The organism is Pseudonocardia benzenivorans CB1190 (assembly GCF_000196675.2).
Taxonomy (GTDB): Bacteria; Actinomycetota; Actinomycetes; order Mycobacteriales; family Pseudonocardiaceae; genus Pseudonocardia; species Pseudonocardia benzenivorans.
Map to the genome: position 1 here is coordinate 4,272,215 of NC_015312.1, position 26,433 is coordinate 4,298,647.

Genomic DNA, 26,433 nt, shown 5'->3' on the forward strand with positions numbered 1-26,433 from the left:
ACGAAGGGGCCGGCCCGTGAACGAGCTGATCGACACCACCGAGATGTACCTCCGGACGATCTACGAACTCGAGGAGGAGGGCGTCGTTCCGCTGCGCGCGCGGATCGCCGAGCGCCTCGGGCAGAGCGGCCCCACCGTCAGCCAGACCGTGGCGCGCATGGAGCGCGACGGTCTGGTCGTCGTCGCGGGCGACCGCCACCTCGAGCTGACCGAGGACGGCAGGGCCCGGGCGATCGCCGTCATGCGCAAGCACCGGCTCGCCGAGCGCCTGCTCACCGACGTCATCGGTCTGGAGTGGGAGCTGGTGCACGCCGAGGCGTGCCGCTGGGAGCACGTCATGAGCGACGCCGTCGAGCGCAAGCTCGTCGCGTTGCTCGACAACCCCACGATCTCGCCCTACGGGAACCCGATCCCGGGCCTGGGCGAGCTCTCGGACCCGCCGGACCTGACCGGCCCGTCGAACGCCGCCGCGCCGCCGCCTCTCGAGGTCGGCCTGCAGCGGCTCGACGAGTTCGCCCGCCGTGGCGGCGGCAAGGTCGAGGTGCGCCGGATCGCCGAGCACGTGCAGGTCGACGCCGACCTGATGGGCGAGCTGAAGCTCTCGGGGATCGTGCCCGGCCGCGAGGTCGAGGTGCGGTCGATCTCCCGCTTCGGCGACGCGGTGCCCGTCGTGGCCGACGACGACGAGTCGGCCGTCGCGCCGCTGATCGCCCACGCGGTGCTGGTCCGCGCCCGCTGAGCGACAGCTCCACGCGGGCCGGCTCCTCGCGGGCCGGCGGGTCCGGACCGGACCCACGGCCTGTTCAGCGCGGCGCGCGAACCCTCCGGGTCCCCCGCGGGGAACGCGCGCGGCGGGCGTGAGAACGTCTGGGCGCGCCGTCGCGGGCCGCCCGGCACGGACGGCGGCGCACTGGTGTCGCCGTTCGAGGAGGATCGTGTGAAGCTGCTCGTCACGGGTGGAGCCGGCTACGTGGGCAGCGTCTGCGCCGCCCATCTGCTGGAGGCCGGCAACGAGGTCGTGGTGCTCGACGACCTGTCGACCGGCCACCGTGACGCGGTGCCCGACGGCGCCCGGTTCGTCGAGGGCGACCTCGCCGAGGCCGCGGGCGACGTGCTGGCCGAGGGCTTCGACGGGGTCGTGCACTTCGCCGCCCGGTCGCTGGTCGGTGAGTCGGTGCAGCGCCCGGAGATCTACTGGGACGGCAACGTCGTGAAGTCGTTGCGGCTGCTCGAGGCGATCCGTACGCACGGCACGCCCCGGCTCGTGTTCTCCTCCACCGCCGCCACCTACGGCGAGCCGGAACAGGTGCCGATCCGCGAGGACTCCCCCACCCGCCCGACCAACCCCTACGGCGCCAGCAAGCTCGCCATCGACCACATGATCAGCTCCTACGCGGCGGCGCACGGGCTGGCGGCGACGAGCCTGCGGTACTTCAACGTCGCGGGGGCCCACGGCCGTTACGGGGAGCGGCACACCGTCGAGACCCACCTGATCCCGATCGTCCTGCAGGTCGCGGCGGGGGCCCGGGAGTCGGTGCAGATGTTCGGCGACGACTGGGACACCCCCGACGGCACCTGCGTGCGCGACTACATCCATGTCGACGACCTCGCCGACGCCCACCTGCGTGCGCTCGACCGCGCGGAGCCGGGCCAGCACGCGATCTACAACCTCGGTGTGGGCGAGGGCTTCTCGGTCCGCGAGGTCGTGGAGGCGTGCCGCACCGTGACGGGCCATCCGATCCCCGCGGTGGTGGCGCCACGGCGCGCGGGCGACCCCGCCGTGCTCATCGCGTCGAGCGAGCGGGCCCGCGCGGAGTTGGGCTGGTCGCCGAGCCGGACGCTGCAGGACATGGTGGCCGACGCCTGGCGCTTCGCCCAGGGGCGCCTGCCCGCCTGAGGATCCGGCGACCCACCGGGGCCGCGTCACCACGGTGCGTCGGCCAGCCAGGCACGCACCTGGTCGGGGCCGAAGCCGTCGGCGAGCGCGGCGTCGAGCGCTGCGCCGAGGTGATGGCCCGGCCACGCGTCCTGCGCCCGTTCGAGCGCGATCCGGGCCAGTGCGCCGTCGCCGCGGCCGAGCGCGGCGACCGCGAGCAGCGCCGCGGGCTCGGCCGCTTCCGGCCCCGGCGTCTCGCGGGCCAGCGCCGCCCACAGCTGCTCGGCCGCCGCGGCCCGCTCGCCCACGCACTCACGCAGCGCCCGGTCGCGTACCGCCGGGACCTGGAGCGCGACGGCCATGTCCAGCACCAACTCGTCGTCGACCTGGAGCCGGCCGTCGGCCGCCGCGACGAGTGCCGAGTCGAGCGTGCGCAGGCAGGCGGCGAGATCGCGGGCGCGGGCGCGTTCGTCGAGCTCACGGTCGAGCAGCAGCCCGCGCCGCCGCAGCCGGTCGACGTCGGTGGGGCCGACCGAGCGGCGCAGCTCCTCGCGCGAGGACCGGACGACGGTGCCCGCGGCCACCGCGCGGGCCGCGAGCGGCGTCGACGACGGGTCGGGCACGGTCCCGGCGCACCCGCACGGCGGGAAGCATCCCCACCGCGCGCCGGCCGCCGTCGACTCCGCCCACACGCACGTGCCGGCCTCGACACCGGCCGCCGCCAGCGCGGCCAGCACCGCGTCGACGACATCGGCTCGGGCCGGACCACCCGGGTCGACGACCACGACAGCGCCACCGAGGGGCCCGGGCGGCGCAGCCTCCACCAGGTGCCCCGCGGCCACCGCGGCCACGTCGGAGACGGCGGTGGGGTCCGCACCGAGCGGCGGCAGGTCGGCGCGCAGGGTGAGCCCGACCGAACGCAGCCGTGGGCCGTGCACGGCGATCAGCACCAGCGACCGCTCCGGGTGGAACCCGAGCAGCACCGGGACCGCGGCGACGAGCTCACCCGGCCCCTGCAGGGACGTGACGGTGTCGTCGAGGGAGCGCGGGCGGGACGAGCCTGGCGAGGTCATGGCGCCATCGTGCGGGCGACCGCCGACGTGCGCGCCCGCTCGGCAGGACGCCTGTGGACATCCTGCCGCCGCGGGCCGCTGCGAACGCGAATGTGGACAACCCGCGGATGCCGCGCGCGCGGTGCCGGATTCTGTCGGGGTCGCGTGCACTCGCCCGAGTGGTTGCGACGCGCCGCCCCCGCCGGGGTCGACCGGCTCCGTGCCGTCGCAGCCGACCGGCAGGGCCGGAGGCGTCGCGACGAGCGCCGGAACGGCCCGCAGGTAGTAGGCGCGCCAGGTTCGGCAGGCGTGGGAGGCGACAGCTCAGGCGGTGGTCGACGAGCCGACCGGCAGGGCCCCGGCACACGAGCCGCAACGGAACACCACCGCCGACACCCGGTCGACCGGGCGGACGCCGTCGGCACCCGGCGGACAGGGTCGCGTCCACCCCGGCCGAGCGGCCGCGACGCGCCGACGCCGCCCGGATGACCGGCCCTCGGGCTGTCACCGCTGACCGACAGGGGCGCGGCACACCCTCCGCCGATCGTCCGGCCGAACGCCGTCGACGCCCGGACAGATCAGGGTCGCGGGCCACGTCGGACCCGGGTCGACCGCGTCGCGGCGCGGCGTCGGTACGACGGTCCACGAAACCACGGTCCACGAAACCACGGCCCACGAAACCACGGCCCACGAAACCACGGCCCGTCGTCACGACCACGTCGATCGCGAGACGGGGCCGGGGTCCGGGATCAGGTGTAGCGGAAGCCGTGCGAGTCGAGCCAGGGCTTCGGGTTGATCTTCTGCCCACCGGGCGTGACGACCTCGATGTGCAGGTGCGGACCGGTCGACTGACCCCGGTTGCCCACCTCGGCGATCTGCTGACCTGCGCTGACGTGCTGGCCGACCGACACGAGCGAGCGGTTGATGTGGCCGTAGACCGTGATCGTGCCGTCGTCGTGGCGCACCCGGACCCACAGCCCGAACCCGCTGGCCGGACCGGAGCTGATGACGACCCCGTCGAGGGGCACCCGGATCGGGGTGCCGATCGGCGCGGCGATGTCGAGACCGGCGTGCATCGCGCCGCCGCGGGCACCGAACCCGGAGCTGACCCGGCCGGTGACGATCTGCACCGCCCGCGTGGCCTCCGCCGCCTTCGCGGCGGCCTCGGCCTGTGCCGCCGCCGCGGCCCGCTGCGCCTGCTCCTGGGCCTGCTGAACGGCGCGCTGCTGGGCCTGCTGGGCGGCGTCGAGCTGCTGCTGGGTCGTCGCGACGAGGTCCGCACCGCGCGCGGCGACGAGCTGCAGCACGTCGGCCGTCGGCGCCGGGGCGGCGGGATCGGCGAGGGCGGCGACGTCGGTGACGGGGGCACCCGCGACGCCGCCGGCGGCCGCGGGGGCGGTGGGCGCCGCGTCGGACGACATCATCGCCGTGAGGCCGGGGACGTCGAGAGCGCCGACGTGGACGGCCTGGGCCGTCGCGGCGACTGCGCCACCGGCGACGACGACCGCGACGATGCGCGTGACGGGGGTACCGGGCAGGGAGGTGGCGCGATGGGCACCGCCGGTTCCCGTGCCCGCCGCGAGGGCGGGCAACGGGAACCCGTGGTGCGCGCGACGGCCACTGGGGGAGCGATGCCGTGACACGACTTTCCTTCCGGATCCGGCGCGGCCGGACGTCCCGTGGGGGCGGGTGGATCGATCGGGGACTCGATCCGTGTCCGTTCCGTGACCGCGCCGTTATGCGATCCGAGGGAGACGCTAGCCCCGCCGAACCCGACGAGTTGCCGATCCGGGACGTTGCTGAGACAACTGGATCGAGTGACGCGGTGAGCGGCTTGCACGGCGTGTCGTCGCGACACGCCGTGCGGCCTCACCCGCCGTTCGCCGCTCCCGGCGCACCGCCGCGGCGAATCACACCCACGCAGCGTGACGAGTCACCGACCCTCGGCGACCGCGCCGCGGCGGTGGTCACACCGCTCGACCGGTCGTCGGACGAGGACCGGTCAGGGCGCTGACCTGCGACTGATCAGGAACGAGCGCGGCGCGGCCCGTCAAGTCGCCGATGGCGGAGTCGCCGATGGCGGAGTCGCCGAGAGCGGAGTCGCCGACAGCGGAGTCGCCGACAGCGGAGTCGCCGACAGCGGGTGTCCCAGCTCTGCCCGCCGCGCCCGGTACCGCTCGACGGCGGCGAGCTTCACGTCCTCGTAGCCGCGGACCAGGTCGGCCGACCGTGCCACCTCGACGGCCGTGGGGAGCGAGTCCGCGGTGAGGTCGCTGGCCAGGCCGCGCACGGTCGCCCGGTACTCGTCGCGCAGCGCCCGCTCGATGCGGCGCACGGCGGTCCGGCCGAAGGGATCGAGCGGCGTCGAGCGCAGCACCTTCCCGTGGGCGAGCGTCCGCAGCACCGGCCGCATCCACGGCCCGAACGCGATCTTCTTCGAGCGGCCCGCCGCCCGCAGGAGGGGCGGGTGCAGCCGGTAGCGCAACCCGGTGCCACCGGGGACCTCGGCGGCGAGCGCGGCCTCGAAGGCCGGGTCGGTGAGCAGCCGGGCGACCTCGTACTCGTCCTTGTAGGCGGTCAGCTTGTAGAGGCCGCGCGCGACGGCCTCGGCGAACTCGCCCGCTCCCCCGGCGGCACGTTCGGCGTCCCAGACCTCGCGCACGACGGCTGCGTAGTCGCGGGCCGTGCGCTCGGACTGGAACCCGACGAGCCGCGCGGCCCGGTCCTCGGCGACGTCGCGCACGGCGGCGGGAAGGACCTCCAGCCCGAGCCCGGGCGGCGGCGTCCGGCGCGCCGGCGCCGCGGCGGGCGAGCCGACCGCCGCCGCGAACGCCGACGGGTCGGCCGCCGCCACCCGTCCCCAGCGGAACGCCGCGATGTTGGCCTCGACGGCGACGCCGTTGAGCCCGATCGCCCACTCGACCGACTCGGCGCCGACCGGCAGCGCCCCGGCCTGGCAGGCCGCGCCGAGCAGCAGCAGGTTGGCCGGCATCGCGTCGCCGAACAGCGCGACGGCGGCGCCGGCCGCGTCGAGCCGCACGACGTCGGCACACCGGCCGGCGATGCGGTCGACCAGCGCCTCGACGTCGGGCGCGGCGACGGTCGCGTCGCGCACCATGGCGCCCGTCGGCACCGACGACACCGACACGACGGCCGTCGTGTCGGTGGCCGAGGCGTAGCCGAGGTTGCGCGCGTCGGCACCGACGAGCGCGTCGAAGGCGAGGTAGCAGCGCGCCTGCGCGGGTCCGACGCGGTTCGCGGGGCCGAGCTCGGCCTCGGACGCGGCGACCCGCAGGTGCGAGACCACCGGCCCGGCCTTCTGCGACAGCCCGGTCTGGTCGACGCCGTGCACGGCCAGCCCCTCGTGCACGGCTGCCGACGCGAGCACCTGGTTGACCGTGACGATGCCGGTCCCGCCGATGCCGGCGAGGAACACGTCACCGGCCGGAGCGACCACCGCGGACGGCACGTCGGGCGGCTCGGGGCGGGTGCGAGCCGCGGGGCGCGCACCATCGGCGACGACGGTCACGAACGACGGGCAGTCCCCGTCGAGACAGGAGTAGTCGGTGTTGCAGGACGACTGGTCGATGCGGGTCTTGCGACCCAGCTCGGTGTCGACGGGCTGCACCGACAGGCAGTTGCTCTTCACCCCGCAGTCGCCGCAGCCCTCACACACCTCCTCGTTGATGACGACGCGGGTGGGCCGCACCGCGAGCGCCCCGCGCTTGCGCAGTCGTCGCGACTCCGCGGCGCAGCGCTGGTCGTAGATCAGGACGGTGACGCCCTCGGCCTCCCCCAGCACGCGCTGGGCCTCGTCGAACCGGTCGCGGTGCCACAGGTCGACCCCCCGCGGCAGCGGCGGCAGCGCCCGGTAGCGCGCCGGCTCGTCGGCACACACCAGCACCCGGGCGACGCCCTCGGCCAGCAGCTTCGCCGCGAGCGCCGGGACCTCGAGCCCGCCCTCGGCGTCCTGTCCGCCGGTCATGGCGACGGCCCGGTTGTAGAGGAGCTTGAACGTGATCGACACGCCGGCGGCGACGCAGGCCTGCACGGCGAGCTGGCCGGAGTGGGCGAACGTCCCGTCGCCCATGTTCTGGTACATGTGCCGGGCGTCGGTGAACGGCGCCTGCCCGATCCACTGCGCGCCCTCGCCGCCCATCTGCGTGATCGACGAGACCTCGCTGGTGGGCCGATGGGTCAGCGCGACCATCGCGTGGCACCCGATCCCACCGCCCGCGACCGCACCCTCGGGGACGACGGTCGAGCGGTTGTGCGGGCAGCCCGAGCAGAAGTAGGGGGTGCGGGCGACCGGCGACAACGACAGCGGCGCGGGCACCCGTACGGGCTCGGGCAGCGCGACGCGCCCGGAGAGGACGCGGCGCAGCGGCCCGGCCAGCGCTCCGGCGGTCAGCTCCCCCGCGACGGGCACCAGCGGCCGGCCGTCGGCGTCGGCGGACCCGACGACCACGGGTGCGGACGCCAGACCGTACAGCGCGTCACGGACCCCGGTCTCGAGGAACGGCGTCTTCTCCTCGACGACGAGCACGGTGTCCAGGCCCTCGGCGAAGTCGCGCAGGAGGCCGCGCTGCACGGGCGCGACCATGCCCATCCGCAGCAGCCGGATCCCGGCTCTGCGGCAGCCGTCGTCGTCGAGACCGACGTCGCGCAGTGCCTGCCGGACGTCGGTGAACGCCTTCCCGGCGGCGACGATCCCCAGCCAGGCACCCGGGGTGTCCAGCTCGACGGTGTTGACCGGGTTGGCCTCGAGGAAGGCGTCGACCATCGCCCGCCGCGGCCCGTAGAGCTGGGCCTCGGCCTCCAGCGACGACGGCGGCACGAGCATCGGGATCTGGCGGTACTCCCAGTCCCGTCCCTCCCACTGCAGCGCCGGGACGGTGATCTCGACGTCGCCGCAGCCGGCGTCGAGGGTCCAGACGCCGTCGGCGACGTCGGCGGTGATCTTCATGCCGACCCACATGCCCGAGGCCCGCGACAGCGCGACGCCGTAGCGGCCCAGCCGCACGATCTCCTCGGCGCTGCTGGGGTAGAGGACGGGCAGCCCGTAGCCGGTGAGCGTGCGCTCGGAGATGCACGGGATGGTCGACGACTTGCAGCTCGGGTCGTCGCCGGCGAGGACGAGGACCCCACCCGCGGGGTGGGCGCCGCACATGTTGCCGTGCCGCATCGGGTCGCCCGCCCGGTCGACGCCGGGCGCCTTGCCGTACCAGACGCCGACGGCGCCGTCGACCGTCCGGCCGTGCCCGGGCACCTCGACCTGGCTGCCCCAGATCGCGGTCGCGGCGAGCTCCTCGTTGACCCCGGGCACGAACGTCAGGCCCGCCGTCTCGACGAGCTCCGGTGCGGCGGCCAGCGTCTTGTCCAGCCCGCCCAGGGGCGAGCCCTGGTAGCCGGACACGAAGGACGCCGTCCGCAGCCCCGCGCGCGCGTCCGCCGCGTGCTGCTCGGCGAGCAGCCGGGCGATGGCCTGCACGCCGGTGAGCAGCACCGGACCGGTGCCCGGTCGGTAGCGGTCGGTCAGGGAGAAGTCCACGGGGTCCGCGGCCGGTCCCGAGGCCCGCGGCTCGCTGTCCTGCACGGTCATGCGTTCACCTCGCCGGTCGGACGCCGCCCACGTCGTGGAGACGGCCTGCCCACCTTCTCATTGCCGCGGCGGATCCGCGGAGCACCCGTTCCGATCAGCGCAACGCGGGCCCCGCTACTACTGGATCCGCCGCTCGACGCCCGCCCACGCCTTCTCCCGGAGGACGAACTTCTGGATCTTGCCGGTGGAGGTCTTGGGCAGCTCGCCGAACACGACGGTCTTCGGTGCCTTGAACCGCGCGAGCCTGCCCTTGACGTGCTCGATGATCTCCTGCTCGGTCACCGACGCGCCGGCGTGCAGGGTCACGTAGGCGGCCGGGACCTCTCCCCAGCGCTCGTCGGGCACCGCGATCACCGCGACCTCGAGGACGGCCGGGTGCTCGGCGACGGCCTGCTCGACCTCGACGCTCGCGATGTTCTCGCCCCCGGAGATGATCACGTCCTTGCTGCGGTCGCGCAGCTCGACGTAGCCGTCGGGATGCATCACCCCGAGGTCGCCCGTGCGGAACCAGCCGTCGGGCGCGGCCGCCGCGGTCGCCTCGGGGTCCTTGAAGTACCCGAGCATGACGTTGTTGCCGCGCAGGGCGATCTGGCCCACCGAGGTGCCGTCGGCCGGCAGGTCGGCGCCGTTGTCGTCGACGATCCGGGCGGTGCAGGAGATCATGTTGCCGACGCCCTGGCGCGCCTTGAGCCGGGCCTGCTCCTCTGCGTCGAGGCCGTTCCACTCCGGGCGCCAGTCGCAGATCATCGCCGGGCCGAACGTCTCGGTGAGCCCGTAGAGGTGGGTGACGTCGAAACCGAGGCCGGCCATCCGGCGCAGGATCGCCGGGGACGGGGGCGCCCCGCCCGTCGCGATCCGGACCACGCGGTCGCCGGGCACGCCCTCACCGGCCTGCTCGGCGTAGGCCAGCATCGACAGCACCGTCGGCGCCCCGTTGAGGTGAGTGACACCCTCCTCGCGGATCAGCTGCCAGACCCGCGCGGGATCGACCTTGTCGAGGCAGACGTGCGTGCCGGCCGCGGCGGTGACGGCCCACGGGAAGCACCAGCCGTTGCAGTGGAACATCGGCAGCGTCCACAGGTGCACCGTCGAGGGCGACATCCCGGTGTGCCCGACCATCGCCAACGCCTGCAGGTAGGCGCCGCGATGGTGGTACATGACGCCCTTGGGGCGGCCCGTCGTCCCGGACGTGTAGTTGATCGAGAGCAGCGCGCGCTCGTCGTCGGGGGTGACGGCCAGCGGCGACGCGCCCGCGAGCAGGGCCTCGTACTCCTCCCCCGCCCGGATGCGCGCGGGCGCGGCCGTGCCGGAGCCGGCGAGCCGGGCGAGGGCGTCGTCGACGAGCTCGTCGAACACGGGGTCGTGGACCAGCACGGCCGCACCGGAGTGCTCGAGGATGTAGGCGACCTCGCCGGCCGAGAGCCGGGTGTTGATCGCGACCAGCGGCGACCCCGCCCACGGCACGCCGTAGTTCGACTCCAGCAGCACGTGGGTGTTCGGGGCGAGGAACGCGACGGGGCGCCCGCCCGCCAACGGGGCGAGGCCACCCGCGAGGCGCCTGCAGCGGTCGTGGAACTCGCGGTAGGTCAGTCGGAGCTCGCCGTCGATCACCGCGACGCGGTCGCCGTGCGCGGCCGCCGCGCGATCGAGATAGGACACCGGCGTCAGCGGCTCGAACGACAGATCCGTCATGAGGGGAACCCTGTCACGCACCGCCCCGAACGGAAGCCGTCCGACAGTGCCCCGGCTGTGACCCTCACCTCAGCGACCCTCACCTCAGCGACCCTCACCTTCAGCGCGGCGCCGGGGCCGGCGGCGAGGCCGGCTCCGCCGCCGCGATCCGCGCCCGCAGCCGCTCCCGGATCTCCTCCGGGGTGTAGGCGCGGCGGCGCCGCTCGGCGCGCGCGGTGACGACACCGGTCGCCGCCACTCCGGCGAGCCCCGCCAGACCTGCCCACTTCCACCAGCGCATCGCCATAGGGTAGGCGCCCGTGAGCGGCTCCTCGATCTCCCTCGACCGCGCGGTCGACCTGACCAGGACCGGGGACGTGTGGCTGTTCCGCGGCCGCACCGGCGCCGACCGGGCCATCCAGAACCTGACGAACTCGCCGGTCAACCACGTCGGCATGGCGATCGTGGTCGAGGACCTGCCGCCGCTGATGTGGCATGCCGAGCTCGGCCGGTCGCTGCCGGACGTGTGGACCGGCCGCCACCAGCGCGGCGTCCAGCTCCACGACCTGCGCGACGCCGTCGCCACCTGGCACGAGCGCTACCACCAGCGGGTCTGGCTGCGCCAGCTGGAGCCCACGGTCGGGCGCGAGCGGGAGGACGCGGCGCTGCGCACCGTGGCCCGCCTCGACGGCACCCCGTTCCCGTCGACGGCGCGGCTCGCGTCGCGCTGGGCCCGGGGGCGGCTCCCGCGGGCCGGTGCCCGCGCCGCCCGCGTGCGGGACTCGGTCCTCGCGCGGGTGCGCGCGCCGCTCGCGCGCCGTCGCGGGGACGACGGGGTCCCGCCCGCCGCCGGCTCCGACGTCGCGGCGACGGAGCCCGCGCTCGTCACCGCCTACTGCGCGGAGGTCGTCGCGGTGACCTACGAGGAGATGGGCCTGCTCACCGCCGACCGCCGGCCCAACTGGTACGACCCGGGTCGCTTCTGGTCCGGCGACCGGCTGCCCCTCGTCGACGGGTTCGCGCTCGGCGGCGAGATCGCGGTGTCGGTCGACGGGCGGTGACCCGCAGGTCGTGCCGGTCGCGCCCGCGCGTGCCGTGCCGGTCGGGTCGGGGTCTCCGTAGGCTGGCGGGGTGAGCATCGTGTCCCGCCGGGTGGTGTCGGCCGCCGCCCGCTCGGTACTCGTCGGCGGCCTGCTCGTCGGGGCCGGCAGGGTCGCGCGGGCCGCCCGCGGCGTTCCCCTGGCGGTCGGGGCGAGCGACGCCGTCCTGCGGGCCCGGGCCGCGAGCTCACCGCACTCCCGCGACGGCCGCTTCGGCAACACCGAGCCCGGCGTCCAGATCGCGCCGGGCGAGTTGCGCGGGCTACTGCTGCGGCTGCTCACCCGCGGGACGACCGGCACCCCGTCGGCGCCGGTCCCGATCGCGGCCGACGTCCAGCCCGTCACCGCGGGCGAGCTCGCGCTGACCTGGTACGGCCATTCGTCGGTGCTGCTGGAGATCGACGGCCGCCGGGTGCTGACCGACCCGGTGTGGAGCGAGCGGGTCTCGCCGTCGGAGCGGGTCGGGCCGCGGCGGCTGCACCCGGCGCCGGTCCCGCTGCAGGCGTTGCCTCAGGTCGACGCCGTCGTCGTCTCCCACGACCACTACGACCACCTCGACATGGCGACCGTGCGACGGCTCGGCCACGAGACGGCCGCCGTGTTCGTCGTCCCGGTCGGGATCGGGGCCCACCTGCGCCGCTGGGGGGTGCCCGACGACCGGATCCGCGAGCTGGACTGGAACGACGCCACCGAGGTCGCCGGGCTCACGATCACGTGCGCGGAGGCGCGTCACTTCTCCGGCAGGCTGTTCGCCCGCAACACGACCCAGTGGTCGTCGTGGGCGGTCGCGGGGCCGCGGCGGCGGGCCTACTTCGGCGGCGACACCGGGTACACCGCGGCATTCTCCGAGGCGGGCGCGCGGCTGGGACCGTTCGACGTCACCGTCCTGCCCGTCGGGGCCTACGACGTCGCGTGGCCCGACATCCACATGAACCCCGAGGAATCGGTGCGGGCGCATCGCGACCTGCGCGGCGGATTACTCGTGCCGGTGCACTGGGCGACGTTCAACCTCGCATTTCACGGGTGGTCCGAGCCGGTGACACGGCTGCGGGCCGCGGCCGAAACCGCGCGAATCCCACTGGTGGTACCGCGTCCCGGTCAACGCGTCGACCTGCTCGTCCCGCCCGCATTGGACGACTGGTGGTCGGCGCTGGGGTGACGCCTTTCCGGCGGCTTCGGGCGACCATTCATCCGGATTACCCGACCGCGCTCGGTACGCTGCGCAGCGTTCGCCACGCACCGTGCGTGCACACCCGGCAACGCACCGGGTGAACTCGTCGGTAAACGGTCGCGCTCTGCACTCCTGTCTGCTGCGCGGACGCATGCAACAGATCTACCCGACTCGCGAGCACTCACAGTGAACGGGTGGACCCCATTCGACATTCCTCGACCCACTCCATTACGATTGGTCGACGAGGAAATCATGCACGTGCTCGACTCTCCGGCGGATACTGTCGTTCCGTTCGGGTTTCCGCCGTGCCCGCGCTCTTGTGAAGGGTAGCCAGTGGCGAAGCAGACGACGGTGACGCTGGTGGACGACATCGACGGCTCCGAAGCGGACGAGCAGGTCGAGTTCGCCCTCGACGGCAAGCACTACGAGATCGACCTGTCCGCGGCGAATGGGAAGCGATTGCGCGAGGCGCTCGACCCCTTCATTAACGCGGCCCGTCGTGCGCCCTCACGGCGGTCTGGCAGCAGCAACGCCGGCCCGCCGCGTGCGTCTTCGGACCGTGAACAGAACCAGGCCATTCGCGAATGGGCGGTCTCCCAGGGGATGAAGATCTCCGAGCGCGGCCGGATCCCCACGAATGTGCTCGAGGCGTACCGGCAGAGCCACTGAGGTTCCCCGGCCGGGGCCCGCGTTCGCGACAGCCCCGATGCCGCCGACCGGCCGGGACCGGCCTCGACACTTCTCCGCATTCCCGGAGCAATCCCCGCGACCCCCCTCGGGTCACTTCCCGTCGGACGGTCCCGTTCTCAGGCACGCCAGAGCTGCGTACCTGCGCGACTGATGACGATGCTCGGGACGACCGCCCGGGCCGACAACCGGGTGAGCCCGAGCACCATTTCCGAGACGTCGTCGACCGTCAACATCGACGACCGTTCCAGACGTCCCTCGAGATGTGCGGTCATGTCCGTGTCGACATATCCCGGCGCGACCGCGGTGGCGTTCACACCGTTGCGGGACTCCTCGAGGGAGAGCGTCTCGCAGAACGACACCAACCCGGCCTTCGACGCCCCGTACGCCGACAGGCCGGCCTCCGCGGCCACCCCGGTGATCGACGAGAGCGCGACGACGCGACTGCCGTGGCGGGGGTTGGCCGCGGCCGTCTCGCGCAGCAGCGGCAGGAGCTCACGGACCAGCAGCACGGGCGCCCGCAGGTTGACCCCGATCTGCAGGTCGAACGCCTTCGTGCGCATCGCCGCCACGGGCTCCTCGGCACCGAGACCGGCGGCCAGCACGAGCACGTCGAGGCGGCCGAACCGGTCGGTGTGCTCGGCCGCGAGCCGGACGAGCGCGTCCTCGTCGGCCATGTTGGCGGCGACGCCGTGCACCTCGGCACCGGTCTCGCCCGCGATCTTCTCGCAGGCGGCGGTGACGCCGGCCTCCTGCCGGGCCGCGACCGTCACCGAGAAGCCCTCACCGGCGAGCCTGCGGGCGATGTCGCCCCCGATGCCCCGTGAACCCCCGGTGACGAGTGCGACCCTGCGCCCGTTGTCTCGATCGATCATCCCGTCACTGTGCCGTACGGGGTCCGCGCACGGTCGGTGACACCTGCCACGGCCGGGCCACGTCGGCCCGGGGCCGGCCCCTCGGGTCCGGTCGGTCCCCGACGGCGCGGGCCGCCGCGTCCCGGGGCCGGCATCGGGTCTGAGCCCGGCCGCTCAGCGGCGGCGGTGGGCGCGCGCGTAGCGCGCCCTGGCGAGGACCGCGGCGGCGGCCAACGGCACCGCCGCCGTCAGCGCGACGCCGAAGAGCGTCGGGTAGGCGCCCGCGTCGGCGAGCGGCGCGGCCAGCGCCGTCCCGACCGAGCTGCCGAGGAACAGCACCGCCGCGAACAGCGACACCGCCGCGGCCCGGGCCCGGGGCACGACCTCGGTCGCCCAGGTCTGCAGCGTTGTGTGCAGGAATGCCCAGGCGACGCCCAGCAGCAGACCCGAGGCGAGGATCGTCGCGACACCGACCGACACCGCGGGCGGCACCCACGCGACGGCGAGCACACCGCCCCCGACCGCGGCCAGCACGACGGGCGAGACCCGTCCGACGAGCCGGCGCACGAGCCGCGACGTCAGCAGCGCCGCGATCCCGTACGCCGCGGCGACCAGCCCCGCGACGCCCGGCGACCAGCCGAGCCCCTGCACCGCCGGGGCGAGGAACGTCAGCGTCCCGAGCGCGACGGCACCCTCGACGAACGCCAGGCCGAGCACCACCCATGCCCACCCGCTGCGGGCGACGAGCCCCAGCGGAGCCAGTAGTGCGCCCGGTGGCGCGCGCTCCGGCTCGGGCAGCCGCCGCAACGCCACCCACAGCACTGCGGCCGCGACGCCCGTCAGGCCGAACACCGCACGCCATCCGACCAGCTCGGCGACGACGCCCGCGCCGACCGTCGCCGCCGCGGTCCCGAGCGAGGACGCGGCCAGCAGGTCCGACAGCGGCCGCTGGCGCACCGCGACCGGCCAGGTGTCGCCGACGTAGACCAGGGTGGTCGGGATCAGTGCGGCCACCATCGCGCCGGCCACGACGCGCGATACCGCGAGCACGGCGAGCGTCGGGGCGACGACGGACACCACCGCGGCGAGCGCGGTTCCCGCGAGCGCGACGCGCATCACCCGGACCCGGCCCAGCCGGTCGCTGAGCAGCCCCCACAGGGGCTGCATGAGCCCGTAGGCGAGGTAGTAGCCGCTGGCCACGGCCGCGACCGCGGCGAGCGACACTCCCAGGTCACGGCCGATCTCGATCAGCAGCGGCGCGAGCGCGAACCGGTCGAACGTGCTGGTCAGGGCCGCGGCCTGGAGCAGGCGGACCCGGGCGGGCGCGTCGTCGGGGAGGTCCGGGCGGGCAGGCACACCGGACGTCGCGGACACTTGCCAACCCTAACCACCCGCGGCCGGGCAGCGCCTAGGGTGACCGGGTGCCCGATCTCGATCCCGACGAGTTCCGCCGCCTCGGCCACGCGTTCGTCGACTGGGTGGCCGACCACCGCGCCCGCATCACCGACCACGACGTCCAGCCCGCGGTCGAACCGGGCTCGGTGCGCCGCCTGCTGACCGACGGTGCCCTCGCGGGCGGGCTGCCGGAGACGCCGCAGCCGCTGGAGGAGCTGCTCCGCACCGTCGACGAGGTCGTCGTGCCGGCGAGCACGCTGTGGCAGCACCCCGGGTTCTTCGGCTACTTCCCCGCCAACGCCTCGCTCGCCTCGCTGCTGGGCGAGCTGCTCTCCGGCGGGCTGGGTGCGCAGGGGATGCTCTGGTCGACCTCGCCGGCCGCGACCGAGGTCGAGCAGGTGCTGCTCGACGGGTTCGCCCGCGCCCTCGGCATCGGCGAGGCGTTCACGTTCGACGGCGGGGGCGGCGGCTCGATCCAGGACTCGGCGTCGTCGGCCGCGCTCGTCGCGCTGCTCGCCGCGCTGGAACGGGCCGGCGGCGGAGCATGGCGGGAGTCGGGCACCGACGGCCGCGAGCGGGTCTACGTCACCGCGGAGACGCACTCGTCGCTGGCCAAGGCCGTGCGCGTCGCGGGCCTGGGGGCGCGGGCGCTGCGCGTCGTCGAGCCGGTACCGGGCACGGTCTCGATGTCGCCCGACGCGCTCGCCGCCGCCGTCGCCGCGGACATCGCCGCCGGGCTGCGGCCGGTCATGGTGTGCGCGACCGTCGGCACCACCGGCACGGGGGCGGTCGACCCGGTGCGTGCCGTCGCCGCCGTCGCCGCGGCCCACGACGTCTGGGTGCACGTCGACGCCGCCTGGGCCGGCGTGGCCGGGCTCTGCCCCGAGCTGCGGCACGTGCTCGACGGCTGCGAGCTCGCCGACTCCTTCTGCACCGATGCCCACAAGTGGCTGCTCACCGCGTTCGACGCCTCCTTGCTGTGGGTCCGCGACGCGACGGCCCTGCCGCGGGCGCTCTCGATCACCCCGGAGTACCTGCGCAACGCGGCCAGCGAGTCCGGCGCGGTCGTGGACTACCGGGACTGGCAGGTCCCGCTGGGCAGGCGGTTCCGGGCGCTGAAGCTGTGGGCCGTCGTGCACGGGCTCGGCCTCGACGGGCTGCGGGCGCACCTGCGCGGGCACGTGGCGATGGCCGTCGACCTCGCCGCGAAGGTGCGCGCCGAGCCAGGCCTGGTGCTCGCGGCGCCACCGTCGCTCGCGTTGGTGTGCCTGCGCGCCGACACCGGCCGGGGCCCGGAGGCCGACGACGCCGCGACGCGGACGCTGGTCGAGCGGGTGAACGCGTCGGGGTCGGCGTTCGTGACCCACACGGTCGTCGACGGTCGGTACGTGATGCGGATCGCGATCGGCGCGGTCACGACGCAGCCCGAGCACGTCGCGGCCCTGTGGCAGCGAATCCGCGCCGACAGCGCCGCGCTGCGGAGGGAGCCCGTGCAACCGACAGCATGAGGTGAGGCTAACTTTGGTCCGGAAAGGGACGAATCGTCCACGCCGACCGAAGGAGACCCATGGCCCGCTCCCCTGCCCGGCTGCTCACCCTCGCCGTCGCGGCCGTCCTCGCGACGACCCTCGCCGCGTGCTCGAGCAGCGAACGCCCCAGCACCGCGGGGCCGGCGCCCGCACCCGCGGGCACCGCGACGTTCCCGGTGACGGTGACGCACGCCTTCGGCGAGACGACGGTCCCGGCCGAGCCGACCCGCGTCGTCACCGTCGGGTTCAACGACGCCGACTTCGCCCTCGCGGTCGGCGTCGTGCCGGTCGGTGTGCGCGACTTCATCGGCGAGTACGACGAGACGCGCCGCCCCTGGGCCCAGGCCGCACTCGGCGGCACCACCCCGCCGCTGGTCGGCGGCAACGAGGTCGACGTCGAGCGCGTCGCCGCGCTGCGTCCCGACCTGATCCTGGGCATCTACTCGTTCATGGACAGGGCCACCTACGACGCCCTGTCGAAGATCGCGCCGACGGTCGCGCAGCCCGACGCCGCGAACTCCGCGATGGGCTGGCAGGACCAGACCAGGCTGACCGGCAAGGTGCTCGGCCGCAGCGCCCAGGCCGATCGTGTCGTCGCCGACGCCGAGGCACGGTTCGCGAAGGCCCGCGAGGAGCACCCCGAGTTCACGGGCAAGAACCTGCGGATCGGCTTCGTCGTCGACGGCCAGATCTACTCGCTCGGGAACGACGACCTGCGCACCCAGCTCTTCCAGGGCCTCGGCCTGCGGCTGCCGGCCACGACCGAGACCCTGAGCGCCGAGCGCATCGGCGAGCTGGACTCCGACGCCGTCGTCGTGTTCGGCCAGACGCAGGAGGACCTCGCCGACGACCGGGCGTTCCAGAGCCTGGACGCGGTCAAGGCCGGCCGTGTCGTCTACCTGGGCGGGTACGGCACCGAGGTCGCCGGGGCGCTGGGCTTCGGCAGCCCGCTGAGCCTCCCGACGGCCCTCGACGCCGTCGTCCCGCAGCTCTCGCAGGCCTACCGGGCCTGATCCGCCTCCCGCGGGTGGGCGGTCAGGTACTCGCCCATCCGCGGGAAGTAGTCCACGGCGTCGAGCTCGCGGCCGTCGTCGAGCCGGACCCGGTGGATCAGGACGCCGGGGTTGCGGCCGCGACGCGCGTCGGCACCCGCGGCGACGACGACACCGGTCCCGCGCCGGATGACGATGCGGCCCGGGGTGCCGCCGATGGCGTCGTCGGTCAGCGACGCCGCGAGCACCCGGATCCGCTCCGTGCCGCGGTAGCAGTACGCGTTGGGGTAGGGGTCGACCTGGGCGCGCACGAGGTTGAACACGTCGCGCGGCGGCCAGGTCCAGTCGATGCGGTTCTCCTCGTCGCTACGCCGGTGGAAGTACGACGCGGCCCGGCGGTCCTGCGGCGCGAAGTCGCGCCGGCCCGACGCGATCAGGTCGAGCGCGTCGACGGTGATGGGCCCGAACATCGCGAGCGTGCGGTCGAAGAGGTCGACGACCGTGTCGTCGTCGGTGACGGGCGTCGAGCGCTGCAGGACGATGTCGCCGGCGTCGAAGTCCGCGTCCATCATGTGCGCGGTGACCCCGACCTCGGGCTCGTCGTTGATCAGCGCCCAGTTCAGCGGGGCGAACCCCGCGTACGCCGGCAGCAGCGCGTCGTGCACGTTGAGCGTGCCCAGCCGCGGGATCGAGTAGACCTCCGGCGGCAGCCAGGTGCGCCAGTTGGAGACGACCATGATGTCGGCCTCGGCGGCGGCGATCGCGGTCCTGACCTCCTCGTCGTGCGCGCGGTTGCGCACCAGCACGGGGATGGCGCGGTCGGCGGCGAGCTCGGCGACGGACTCGTTGAAGATCTTCTCGTAGGCCGAGTCGCCGTCGGGGTGGGTGACGATCAGCGGAACCTCGTGGCCCGCCTCCAGCACCGCCTCGATCGTGCGCCGCCCCCACGTCATGTAGCCGAAGGCCACCACCCGCATGCCGAGTCTCCTCACCTCATCTAAGGGAAGGCTAACTAAAGCAGCACCGACGGGCAGAGGCCCATTGGGGTGAGCCGTCCCGCTCCGCGAGGCGGGCCGGGCCCTGGTCGTCGGCCGCGGATCAGGCGTCGAGCAGCGTGCGCGCGAGGTCCTGCCACTGGCCCACGAGCGGGTCGGCGGCCGGGTCGCGGCGGTCGAACGTGTAGGTCATCGCCGCGCCACGCATGCTCGTGAGCAGCAGGTCGCGCACCTGCCGGAACCGCGGGTGCGACGCGTACGGCTCGCCCATCATGCGCGCCACCGACGCCCGGATCACCGCACCCAGCCTGCGCTCCTCGGGCAGCAGGGCGTCGGCGATCCCGGGGTTCGACCGCGCGGCCGTCCACAGCTCGAGGGCGGCCCAGAAGTGCGCCTCGTGGTAGGACTCCCACAGCGCCAGCACGACACGGTCGATCCGCTCCGCGCCCTGCGCGCCTGCCTCGACCAGGGCGAGCACCCGCTCCTCGGTGTCGCGCACCCGCTGCGCCGCGATGTGCTGCGCCGCGGCCACGAGCAGCAGGTCGCGCGACGGGAAGTGGTGCAGCAGGCCGCCGCGCGAGACGTCGGCGTCGGCCTGGATCGCCAACGTCGTCGCGCCCGAGTACCCCTCGGCGACCAGGCAGGCGACCGCCGCGTCGAGGATGCGCGCCCGGCTGTCCTCCGAGCGCTGTGCCCGCGTGCGCGGCGGGGCCGGAACGGGAGACGTCACAGGCCCAGCGACCGCCCGATGACTTCCTTCATGATCTCGGTCGTGCCGCCGTAGATCCGGGTGATCCGGGCGTCGGCGAAGGCCCGCGAGATCGGGTACTCGGCCATGTAGCCGTACCCGCCGTGCAGCTGCAGGCATTTGTCGACGACGCGCCCCTGCAGCTCGGTGCACCAGTACTTGGCCTTGCTCGCGTCGGCCGCGGTCAGCTCGCCCGCGTCGAGCGCCCGCACGCACGCGTCGACGTAGTGCTGGGCGATGTCGATCTCGGTGTCGAGCTCGGCGAGCACGAACCGCGAGTTCTGGAACGACCCGATGGGCTGGCCGAACGCCTTGCGCTCCTTGACGTAGTCCAACGTCAGGTTCAGGGCGTAGCGGGCCGCGGCGACCGCCGCGTAGCCGATCGAGAGCCGCTCCTGGGGCAGGTTGGAGACCAGCTGGGTGAAGCCCTCGCCCTCGGTCTCGCCCAGCAGGTTCGCCACCGGCACCCGCACGTCGGTGAACGACAGCTCGGCGGTGTCCTGCGCGTGCTGGCCGAGCTTGTCCAGGTTGCGCCCGCGCTCGAAGCCCGCCATCCCGCGCTCGATCACGAGCAGCGACATGCCCTTGTGCCGCTGCGTCGGATCGGTCTTCACCGCCGTGATCACCAGGTCGGCGTTGATCCCGTTGGTGATGAACGTCTTCGCCCCGTTGACGACGTAGTGGTCGCCGTCGCGGACGGCCGTCGTCGTCATCGACGCGAGGTCCGAGCCGATGCCTGGCTCGGTCATCGCGATGGCCGTGATCAGCTCGCCCGACGCGATGCCGGGCAGCCAGCGGGCCCGCTGCTCGTCGTTGCAGTAGGCCATGAAGTAGGGCAGGCAGATGTCGTTGTGCAACGACAGGCCCAGCCCCGCCGCGGCCGCCCCGCACGCCATGAGCTCCTCGTCCATGACGGCGTTGAACCGGAAGTCGCGCACCCCGCCGCCGCCGTACTCCTCCGGGATCTCGATCCCCAGGAAGCCGGACCGCCCGGCGGTCGCGAACAGCTCCCGCGGCACGATCCCGGCCTGCTCCCACTCGTCGTGGTGCGGCACGATCTCGGCCTCGACGAACTTGCGGAACGAGGCGCGGAACGCCTCGTGGTCCTCCTCGAACAGGGTGCGCTTCACCGGTTCGGTCCCCTTCCTAGCGCGGGGCCATCCGGATGGCCCCGTCGAGCCGGATGACCTCGCCGTTGAGCATCGGGTTGGCGACGATGTGCGCGGCCAGCGCACCGTACTCGGCCGGGTCGCCCAGCCGCGACGGGTGCGGGACCTGCGCGCCCAGCGACGTCCTGGCCTCCTCGGGCAGCGACGCGAGCAGCGGGGTGTCGAACAGCCCGGGTGCGATCGTGACGACGCGGATCATCGCCGACGCCAGGTCGCGCGCGATCGGCAGCGTCATGCCGACGACCCCGCCCTTCGACGCCGAGTACGCCGCCTGCCCGATCTGCCCGTCGAACGCCGCGACCGACGCCGTGTTGATGATGACGCCGCGCTCCCCGTCGACCGGGTCGGCCTGCGTCATCCGCTCGGCGGCCAGCCTGATGACGTTGAACGTGCCGATCAGGTTGATCTCGACGACCCGGCTGAACAGGTCGAGCGGGAACGGGCCGCTCTTGCCCACGGTCTTGGCCGCCGGGCCGATGCCCGCACAGTTCACCGCGACGCGCAGCGTGCCCAGCTCGGCCGCGACGTCCAGGGCCGCCGCGACCGCGGCCTCGTCACGCACGTCGGCCGGCGCGAACCGGGCGTCGTCGCCGAGCTTTCCCGCGACCTCCTCGCCCGCCGAACCCGGGAGGTCGAGGAGCACGACCTTCGCGCCGGCGGCGAGCAGCGTCTCGGCCGTGGCGAGGCCGAGACCGGACGCACCGCCGGTGACGAGTGCGACGTTGCCGTTGATGTCCATGGTGGACGGGACCTCCCGGGTCGAACTGTGGCGTCTATGGCAGTGGCGGTACGGGCGTGGTGGTACGGGCGGGGCGCAGGCTCAGAGCAGCTCGACGATGGTCGCGTTGGCCTGGCCGCCACCCTCGCACATGGTCTGCAGCCCGTAGCGGATTCCGTTGTCCCGCATGTGGTGGACCATCGTCGTCATGATCCGGGCACCCGAGGCGCCGAGCGGGTGGCCCAGCGCGATGGCACCGCCGTTGGGGTTGAGCGTCTTGGGGTCGGCGCCGATGTCGGCGAGCCACGCCAGCGGCACCGACGCGAAGGCCTCGTTGACCTCGAACACGCCGATCTGGTCCATCGACAGGCCCGAGCGGGAGAGGGCCTTCTCCGTCGCGGGCATCGGCGCCGTCAGCATGATCACCGGGTCGGCCGCGGCGAGCACCGCGGTGTGGATCCGCGCGATCGGCGTCAGGCCCAGCTCGGCCGCCTTCTCCGACGTCGTCATCAGCAGCGCCGCGGAACCGTCGGAGATCTGCGAGGCGTTGCCCGCGGTGACGACGCCGTCCTCCCGGAACACCGTCTTGAGCGCACCGAGCGTCTCGAGCGTGCCACCGCGGCGGATGCCCTCGTCGGCGGAGACGACGGTGCCGTCGGGTGTGGTGACGGGCGCGATCTGGCCCTCGAAGCGGCCCTCGTCCTGCGCGTGCGCAGCCTTCTCGTGGCTGGCCAGCGAGAACTCGTCGACCTGGGTACGGGAGAAGCCCCACCGCTCGGCGATCATCTCGGCGCCGATGCCCTGGTCGGGGGTGACGCCGCCGTAGCGGGCGTCGAAGTCGGTGCCGAAGGGGCGGGCGCCGTTCGAGGCGGAGCCCATCGGCACCCGGGTCATCGACTCGACCCCGCCGGCCACGACGACGTCGTACTGGCCGGCGATCAGCCCGGCCGCGGCGAAGTGGATCGACTGCTGGCTCGACCCGCACTGCCGGTCGACCGTCACGCCGGGGACGGTCTCCGGCCAGCCCGCCGACAGCACCGCCGTGCGGCCGATGTCGAAGGTCTGCTCGCCGGACTGGGACACACAACCCCAGATCACGTCGTCGACCACGGCCGGGTCGACGCCGCTGCGCTCGGCGAGGCTGCGCAGGACGTGCGCCGAGAGGTCGGCGGGGTGCACGCCCGCGAGCCCTCCCTTGCGCCGCCCGACCGGGGTCCGCACCGCCTCGACGATCACCGCATCGCGCACGTCCGCCTCCTGCTCCTGTCGGCTGCCCGAGTCGACCGATCGGGCCGGGCGGTGCGTCGGCCGCGCCGCCGTGCCCCGACGCTAGCAGCCGAACAGTCAGCGCTGACTGTGACGGCGCCGACTCTTCGCGCACCTGCCCGGCCCCACGCCGCCCGGCCACCCGCAACCTCACCGCTCCCCTGCCGGGGTTCAGCAGCAGTGAGTGAGGTTGCGCGCAGGAGCCCGGGCGCAACCTCACGGTCGGCCGAGACGCCCGGCAGGACCGTGAGGTTGCGCGCTGCAGCCCGGCCGCAACCTCACGGTCGGCCGGGCGGCGCAGAAGAGCAGTGCGGTTGCGCGCGAGGGCCTGGGGCCGGCGGCCGGGCGGCCCGGTGTCAGGGCGCGACCGTCGTCTCCGCGAGCTGCTCGAGCAGCGGGACCGAGGCGGCGAGGGTCACCAGGCCCGCGTCGTCGAGTCCCGCGATCCGACGGGCCAGCAGCCCCGTCCCGCGGTGGCGCAACCGCCCCAGCAGGGCGCTGCCGCCCGCGGACAGGCTGACCCGGGTGGCGCGCTGGTCGTCGGGGTCGGGGTCGCGACGGACGAGGTCCAGCTCGCCGAGGCAGTCGACGAGCCGGGTCATCGTCGGCGGGCTGATCCCGATGCGCTCGGCGAGCGCACCGACCCGGAGCGGGCCTGCCGTCTCCAGGATCGACAGCGTCGCGATCCGGGTCGGGGTCAGGCCCGCCTCGTCGTCGGGGGCACGCAGGGCGTGGGTGAGCCGGCTCAGCGCGATGCGCAGCCTGCCCGCGAGCTCGGCGACGTCGTCGGAGACCCCGACGACGTCGGCGCCCGCGGCGACCGGCGTCATTGCCGGTGCGGTGGCCACGACGTGCCTCAGCCCGCGGTGGCCGGCGTGGCGCCGAGCCGCAGGTCGAGGTGGGCGGGACCGTCACCGGCGAGGTCGACGCGCTGGGCCGTCGGACCGCCGAAGGACGCGGTCACGGTGTAGCTGCCCGGGTGCAGTCCCTCCACGCAGTACTCGCCCTGGGGGCCGCTCACGGTCGCGGCCACCACGTCACCGTGCGCGTCGGTCAGTGTGACCGTCGCGCCGGGCAGCGGCGTGCCGTTCGGGCCGGTGACGACGCCGCCTAGCCGGGTCAGCGCGTCGGCCAGCTCGAGCTCGACGACCGCGGGGGCGCCGAGTCCGACCCGGACCGTCGCAGCACGGGGACGGCGGCCGGGCAGGCTCGCGGTCAGCGTGGTCTCCCCCGACGGCAGGCCGGCGAGGGCGAACGACCCGTCGGGGGCGGTCTCGGCCCGCCCGACGACGCGGCCCGCCGCGTCCGTGGCCAGCACCGTCGCCGCCAACCCGGCGAGCACGGGACGCACGACGCCCTGGACGGCTCCCCCGCCCTGCAGGCTGAAGTCACGCTCGACGCCGGTGCCGTTGAGCGTCACCGCGGCGGCGTCGGCCTGGAAGCCGGGGGCCGTCGCGACGACGGTGTAGGTGCCGGGGACCAGCCCGCGTAGCGAGTAGCTGCCGTCGGGTCCCACGAGCGCGCGGCCGACCTGGCTGCCGTCGCCCGCCGTCACGACGACGACGCCGTCGTCGATCTCGGTGCCGTAGGCCGCCAGCACTCGGCCGACGACCTCCCCGGCCGGGACGGGTCCCCGCGAGCGGGGTTGCGACTCGTCGACGAGCTCGCTGAGCCCGCCGGCCTCGCCCGCGACCGCGGCCAGCTCCGCGCCCACCGTCTCGCGCGGCGCGTCCTGCGAGTGCCGGGCCTCGGCCACCGGGCGCCTGCCGGTGAGGAACGACGCCACCGCGGCGACGAGGCAGGCGATGACCGCGAACAGGAACGCGGCCGCGAGGCCGTCGGAGAACGGCTGCGAGATGAGGTTCGGGAAGAAGCTGCGCCCGGTCAGGAACGACGCCTGGTCGGCCGGGATCTGGCCGAGGACGCCGCCGAGCAGCTGCTGGATCGGGTTGTAGCCGAGGAACGCGGCGAACAGCACGCCGACGGGCGGCAGGTCGGCGATCCGGGACGCGTCGGCCGCCGGGACGCCGTGCTGGAGCAGCCCCGACTCCATGACCCCGGGCAGGTTCGTCGCCAGGCCCGCGATCATCAGGCTGAAGAACAGCCCGATGGACAGCACCATCGCGGAGTTCTGGAACGTGGCGGTCATCCCGGCGCCGGCGCCGCGGGACCCCGCGGGCAGGCTGTTCATGATCTCGGCCCGGTTGGGCGAGGCGAACAGTCCCATGCCGATGCCGTTGACCAGCAGCAGCGCCGCGAAGGCCCAGTAGTCGAAGTCGACGGGCAGCATCTCCAGCAGCAGGAACGTCGCGGCCGAGACGACCATGCCGCCGCTGGTGAACCACCGGGTGCCGAGGCGGTCGGACAGGACGCCCGACAGCGGCGCGGCGACGAGGAAGCCGATCGTCAGCGGCAGCATGTAGATGCCCGCCCACAGCGGCGTCTGCTCGAAGCTGTAGCCGTGCTGGGGCAGCCAGATGCCCTGCAGCCAGATGATCAGCATGAACTGCAGGCCGCCGCGGCCGAGCGAGGCGAGCAGGTTCGCGATGTTGCCGAGGGTGAACGGACGGTTCCGGAACAGCGACAGCTCGAACAGGGGCACCGCGACCTTCGTCTCGATGACCCCGAACGCGATCAGCACGACGACGCCACCGATGACGCAGGACAGCACGAGCGGGCTGGTCCAGCCCATCGTGTGGCCGCCGTAGGGCTGGATGCCGTAGGTGATGCCGACGAGGACGGCGATGAGGCCGACCGCGAACGTCGCGTTGCCCCACCAGTCCATCTTGGCGCGCTTGCGGATGCCGGTGTCGCGCAGCTTGATGTAGGCCCAGATCGTGCCGAACACGCCGAACGGCACGGACACGAGGAAGACGAGGTGCCAGTTCACCGGGCCGAGCAGGCCGCCGATGACCAGGCCGAGGAACGAGCCTGCGATCGCGGCGACGCCGCTGATGCCCAGCGCCATGCCGCGCTGGCGGACCGGGAACGCGTCGGTGAGGATCGCGCTCGAGTTCGCCATCAGGAACGCGCCGCCGACGCCCTGGACGACACGCCACACGATCAGCCAGATCGCCGCGGCGTCACCGTGCTGCCACGTGATCGCGAGGAAGATCGAGGAGACCGTGAAGACGGCGAAGCCGAGGTTGTACATCTTGGCCCGGCCGTACATGTCCCCGAGCCGGCCGAACCCGACGACCAGTACCGCGGTGACGACCAGGAAGCCCATGATCATCCACAGCAGGTAGCTGGTGTTGCCGGGTCCGAGGGGGTCGATCCCGATCCCCCGGAAGATGTCGGGGAGCGCAATGAGGACGATCGAGGAGTTGATCGTCGCCATGAGCAGGCCGAGCGTCGTGTTCGAGAGCGCTATCCACTTGTAGCGCGGATCGGGCTCGGCCTCCCCGGCGATCGGGTCCGCCTCCCGCACCGTCGACTGTGCAGGCGCCACGTGCACCACCGTTCCTACGTCAATCGTCGTGAAATTTAGTTGCTTTACACTAAGAGAAATTGCATCAGCGCACGATGCGATTCGTCCGCTTCGGCCGGTGGCCCCCCTCACAGATGGCGCGCGGTCCAGGTCGGCGAGCGGTCAAGGTCGACGGTCG

At 74.0% G+C, this 26,433-nt stretch carries 21 protein-coding genes; 7 read left to right on the forward strand and 14 right to left on the reverse strand.

Annotated features, from left to right (window positions below):
- Positions 1-16 precede the first annotated feature (16 nt).
- Positions 17-739 (forward strand): iron-dependent transcriptional repressor DtxR, encoded by a 723-nt coding sequence (locus PSED_RS20030; protein ID WP_013676065.1) that lies wholly within the window; start codon positions 17-19, stop codon positions 737-739.
- A 198-nt stretch (positions 740-937) separates the two neighbouring features.
- A complete protein-coding gene (gene galE / locus PSED_RS20035; protein ID WP_013676066.1) occupies positions 938-1,897 on the forward strand; it encodes a UDP-glucose 4-epimerase GalE in 960 nt (319 codons plus the stop codon).
- 26 nt (positions 1,898-1,923) lie between these two features.
- Here galE and PSED_RS20040 read toward each other — a convergent pair whose 3' ends face one another.
- From PSED_RS20040 to PSED_RS20060, 5 genes are all read right to left on the reverse strand, one after another.
- A complete protein-coding gene (locus PSED_RS20040; protein WP_013676067.1) occupies positions 1,924-2,949 on the reverse strand; it encodes a DUF4192 domain-containing protein in 1,026 nt (341 codons plus the stop codon).
- A gap of 728 nt (positions 2,950-3,677) precedes the next feature.
- A complete protein-coding gene (locus PSED_RS20045) occupies positions 3,678-4,571 on the reverse strand; it encodes a M23 family metallopeptidase (protein ID WP_013676068.1) in 894 nt (297 codons plus the stop codon).
- Between the two features lie 407 nt (positions 4,572-4,978).
- Positions 4,979-8,530, reverse strand: a complete 3,552-nt coding sequence (locus PSED_RS20050; RefSeq protein ID WP_013676069.1) for an indolepyruvate ferredoxin oxidoreductase family protein — start codon at positions 8,528-8,530, stop codon at positions 4,979-4,981.
- 117 nt (positions 8,531-8,647) lie between these two features.
- Positions 8,648-10,222, reverse strand: a complete 1,575-nt coding sequence (locus PSED_RS20055) for an acyl--CoA ligase family protein (RefSeq protein WP_013676070.1) — start codon at positions 10,220-10,222, stop codon at positions 8,648-8,650.
- Between the two features lie 100 nt (positions 10,223-10,322).
- A complete protein-coding gene (locus PSED_RS20060) occupies positions 10,323-10,502 on the reverse strand; it encodes a hypothetical protein (RefSeq protein ID WP_041761763.1) in 180 nt (59 codons plus the stop codon).
- A 19-nt stretch (positions 10,503-10,521) separates the two neighbouring features.
- On the opposite strand from PSED_RS20060, the gene PSED_RS20065 reads away from it, so the two are divergent.
- From PSED_RS20065 to PSED_RS20075, 3 genes are all read left to right on the forward strand, one after another.
- The gene (locus tag PSED_RS20065) at positions 10,522-11,262 is read left to right on the forward strand and encodes a hypothetical protein (protein WP_013676071.1); all 741 of its coding nucleotides are present in this window, start codon (positions 10,522-10,524) and stop codon (positions 11,260-11,262) included.
- 70 nt (positions 11,263-11,332) lie between these two features.
- The gene (locus PSED_RS20070; protein ID WP_233899087.1) at positions 11,333-12,460 is read left to right on the forward strand and encodes an MBL fold metallo-hydrolase; all 1,128 of its coding nucleotides are present in this window, start codon (positions 11,333-11,335) and stop codon (positions 12,458-12,460) included.
- Positions 12,461-12,805: 345 nt separating this feature from the next.
- Entirely contained in the window at positions 12,806-13,141 is a 336-nt protein-coding gene (locus tag PSED_RS20075) for a histone-like nucleoid-structuring protein Lsr2 (protein WP_013676073.1), read from the forward strand.
- A gap of 137 nt (positions 13,142-13,278) precedes the next feature.
- Here PSED_RS20075 and PSED_RS20080 read toward each other — a convergent pair whose 3' ends face one another.
- The gene (locus PSED_RS20080) at positions 13,279-14,034 is read right to left on the reverse strand and encodes an SDR family NAD(P)-dependent oxidoreductase (protein WP_013676074.1); all 756 of its coding nucleotides are present in this window, start codon (positions 14,032-14,034) and stop codon (positions 13,279-13,281) included.
- Between the two features lie 153 nt (positions 14,035-14,187).
- Positions 14,188-15,387, reverse strand: a complete 1,200-nt coding sequence (locus PSED_RS20085; protein ID WP_013676075.1) for an MFS transporter — start codon at positions 15,385-15,387, stop codon at positions 14,188-14,190.
- A 47-nt stretch (positions 15,388-15,434) separates the two neighbouring features.
- On the opposite strand from PSED_RS20085, the gene PSED_RS20090 reads away from it, so the two are divergent.
- Together PSED_RS20090 and PSED_RS20095 are read left to right on the forward strand one after the other, a co-directional pair.
- Positions 15,435-16,916: a pyridoxal-dependent decarboxylase gene (locus PSED_RS20090; RefSeq protein ID WP_013676076.1), complete on the forward strand. Its 1,482-nt coding sequence runs from the start codon at positions 15,435-15,437 to the stop codon at positions 16,914-16,916.
- A gap of 59 nt (positions 16,917-16,975) precedes the next feature.
- The gene (locus PSED_RS20095) at positions 16,976-17,950 is read left to right on the forward strand and encodes an iron-siderophore ABC transporter substrate-binding protein (RefSeq protein WP_013676077.1); all 975 of its coding nucleotides are present in this window, start codon (positions 16,976-16,978) and stop codon (positions 17,948-17,950) included.
- Here PSED_RS20095 and PSED_RS20100 read toward each other — a convergent pair.
- From PSED_RS20100 to PSED_RS35695, 7 genes are all read right to left on the reverse strand, one after another.
- Positions 17,938-18,906, reverse strand: a complete 969-nt coding sequence (locus PSED_RS20100; RefSeq protein WP_013676078.1) for a methionyl-tRNA formyltransferase — start codon at positions 18,904-18,906, stop codon at positions 17,938-17,940. The two genes, PSED_RS20095 and PSED_RS20100, sit on opposite strands and share 13 nt — an antisense overlap.
- A 121-nt stretch (positions 18,907-19,027) precedes the next feature.
- Positions 19,028-19,654, reverse strand: coding sequence for a TetR/AcrR family transcriptional regulator (locus PSED_RS20105; RefSeq protein ID WP_013676079.1), 627 nt, complete (start codon positions 19,652-19,654; stop codon positions 19,028-19,030).
- The gene (locus PSED_RS20110) at positions 19,651-20,802 is read right to left on the reverse strand and encodes an acyl-CoA dehydrogenase family protein (protein ID WP_013676080.1); all 1,152 of its coding nucleotides are present in this window, start codon (positions 20,800-20,802) and stop codon (positions 19,651-19,653) included. The genes PSED_RS20105 and PSED_RS20110 overlap by 4 nt, the downstream gene beginning before the upstream one ends.
- A 16-nt stretch (positions 20,803-20,818) precedes the next feature.
- Entirely contained in the window at positions 20,819-21,580 is a 762-nt protein-coding gene (locus tag PSED_RS20115) for a 3-hydroxyacyl-CoA dehydrogenase (RefSeq protein WP_013676081.1), read from the reverse strand.
- 81 nt (positions 21,581-21,661) lie between these two features.
- Positions 21,662-22,807, reverse strand: a complete 1,146-nt coding sequence (locus PSED_RS20120; protein ID WP_013676082.1) for a thiolase family protein — start codon at positions 22,805-22,807, stop codon at positions 21,662-21,664.
- Between the two features lie 374 nt (positions 22,808-23,181).
- On the reverse strand, positions 23,182-23,655 hold the full coding sequence (locus PSED_RS20125; protein ID WP_049803453.1) for a MarR family winged helix-turn-helix transcriptional regulator: 474 nt from the start codon (positions 23,653-23,655) through the stop codon (positions 23,182-23,184).
- Between the two features lie 26 nt (positions 23,656-23,681).
- A complete protein-coding gene (locus PSED_RS35695) occupies positions 23,682-26,282 on the reverse strand; it encodes an MFS transporter (protein WP_013676084.1) in 2,601 nt (866 codons plus the stop codon).
- Positions 26,283-26,433: the final 151 nt, after the last annotated feature.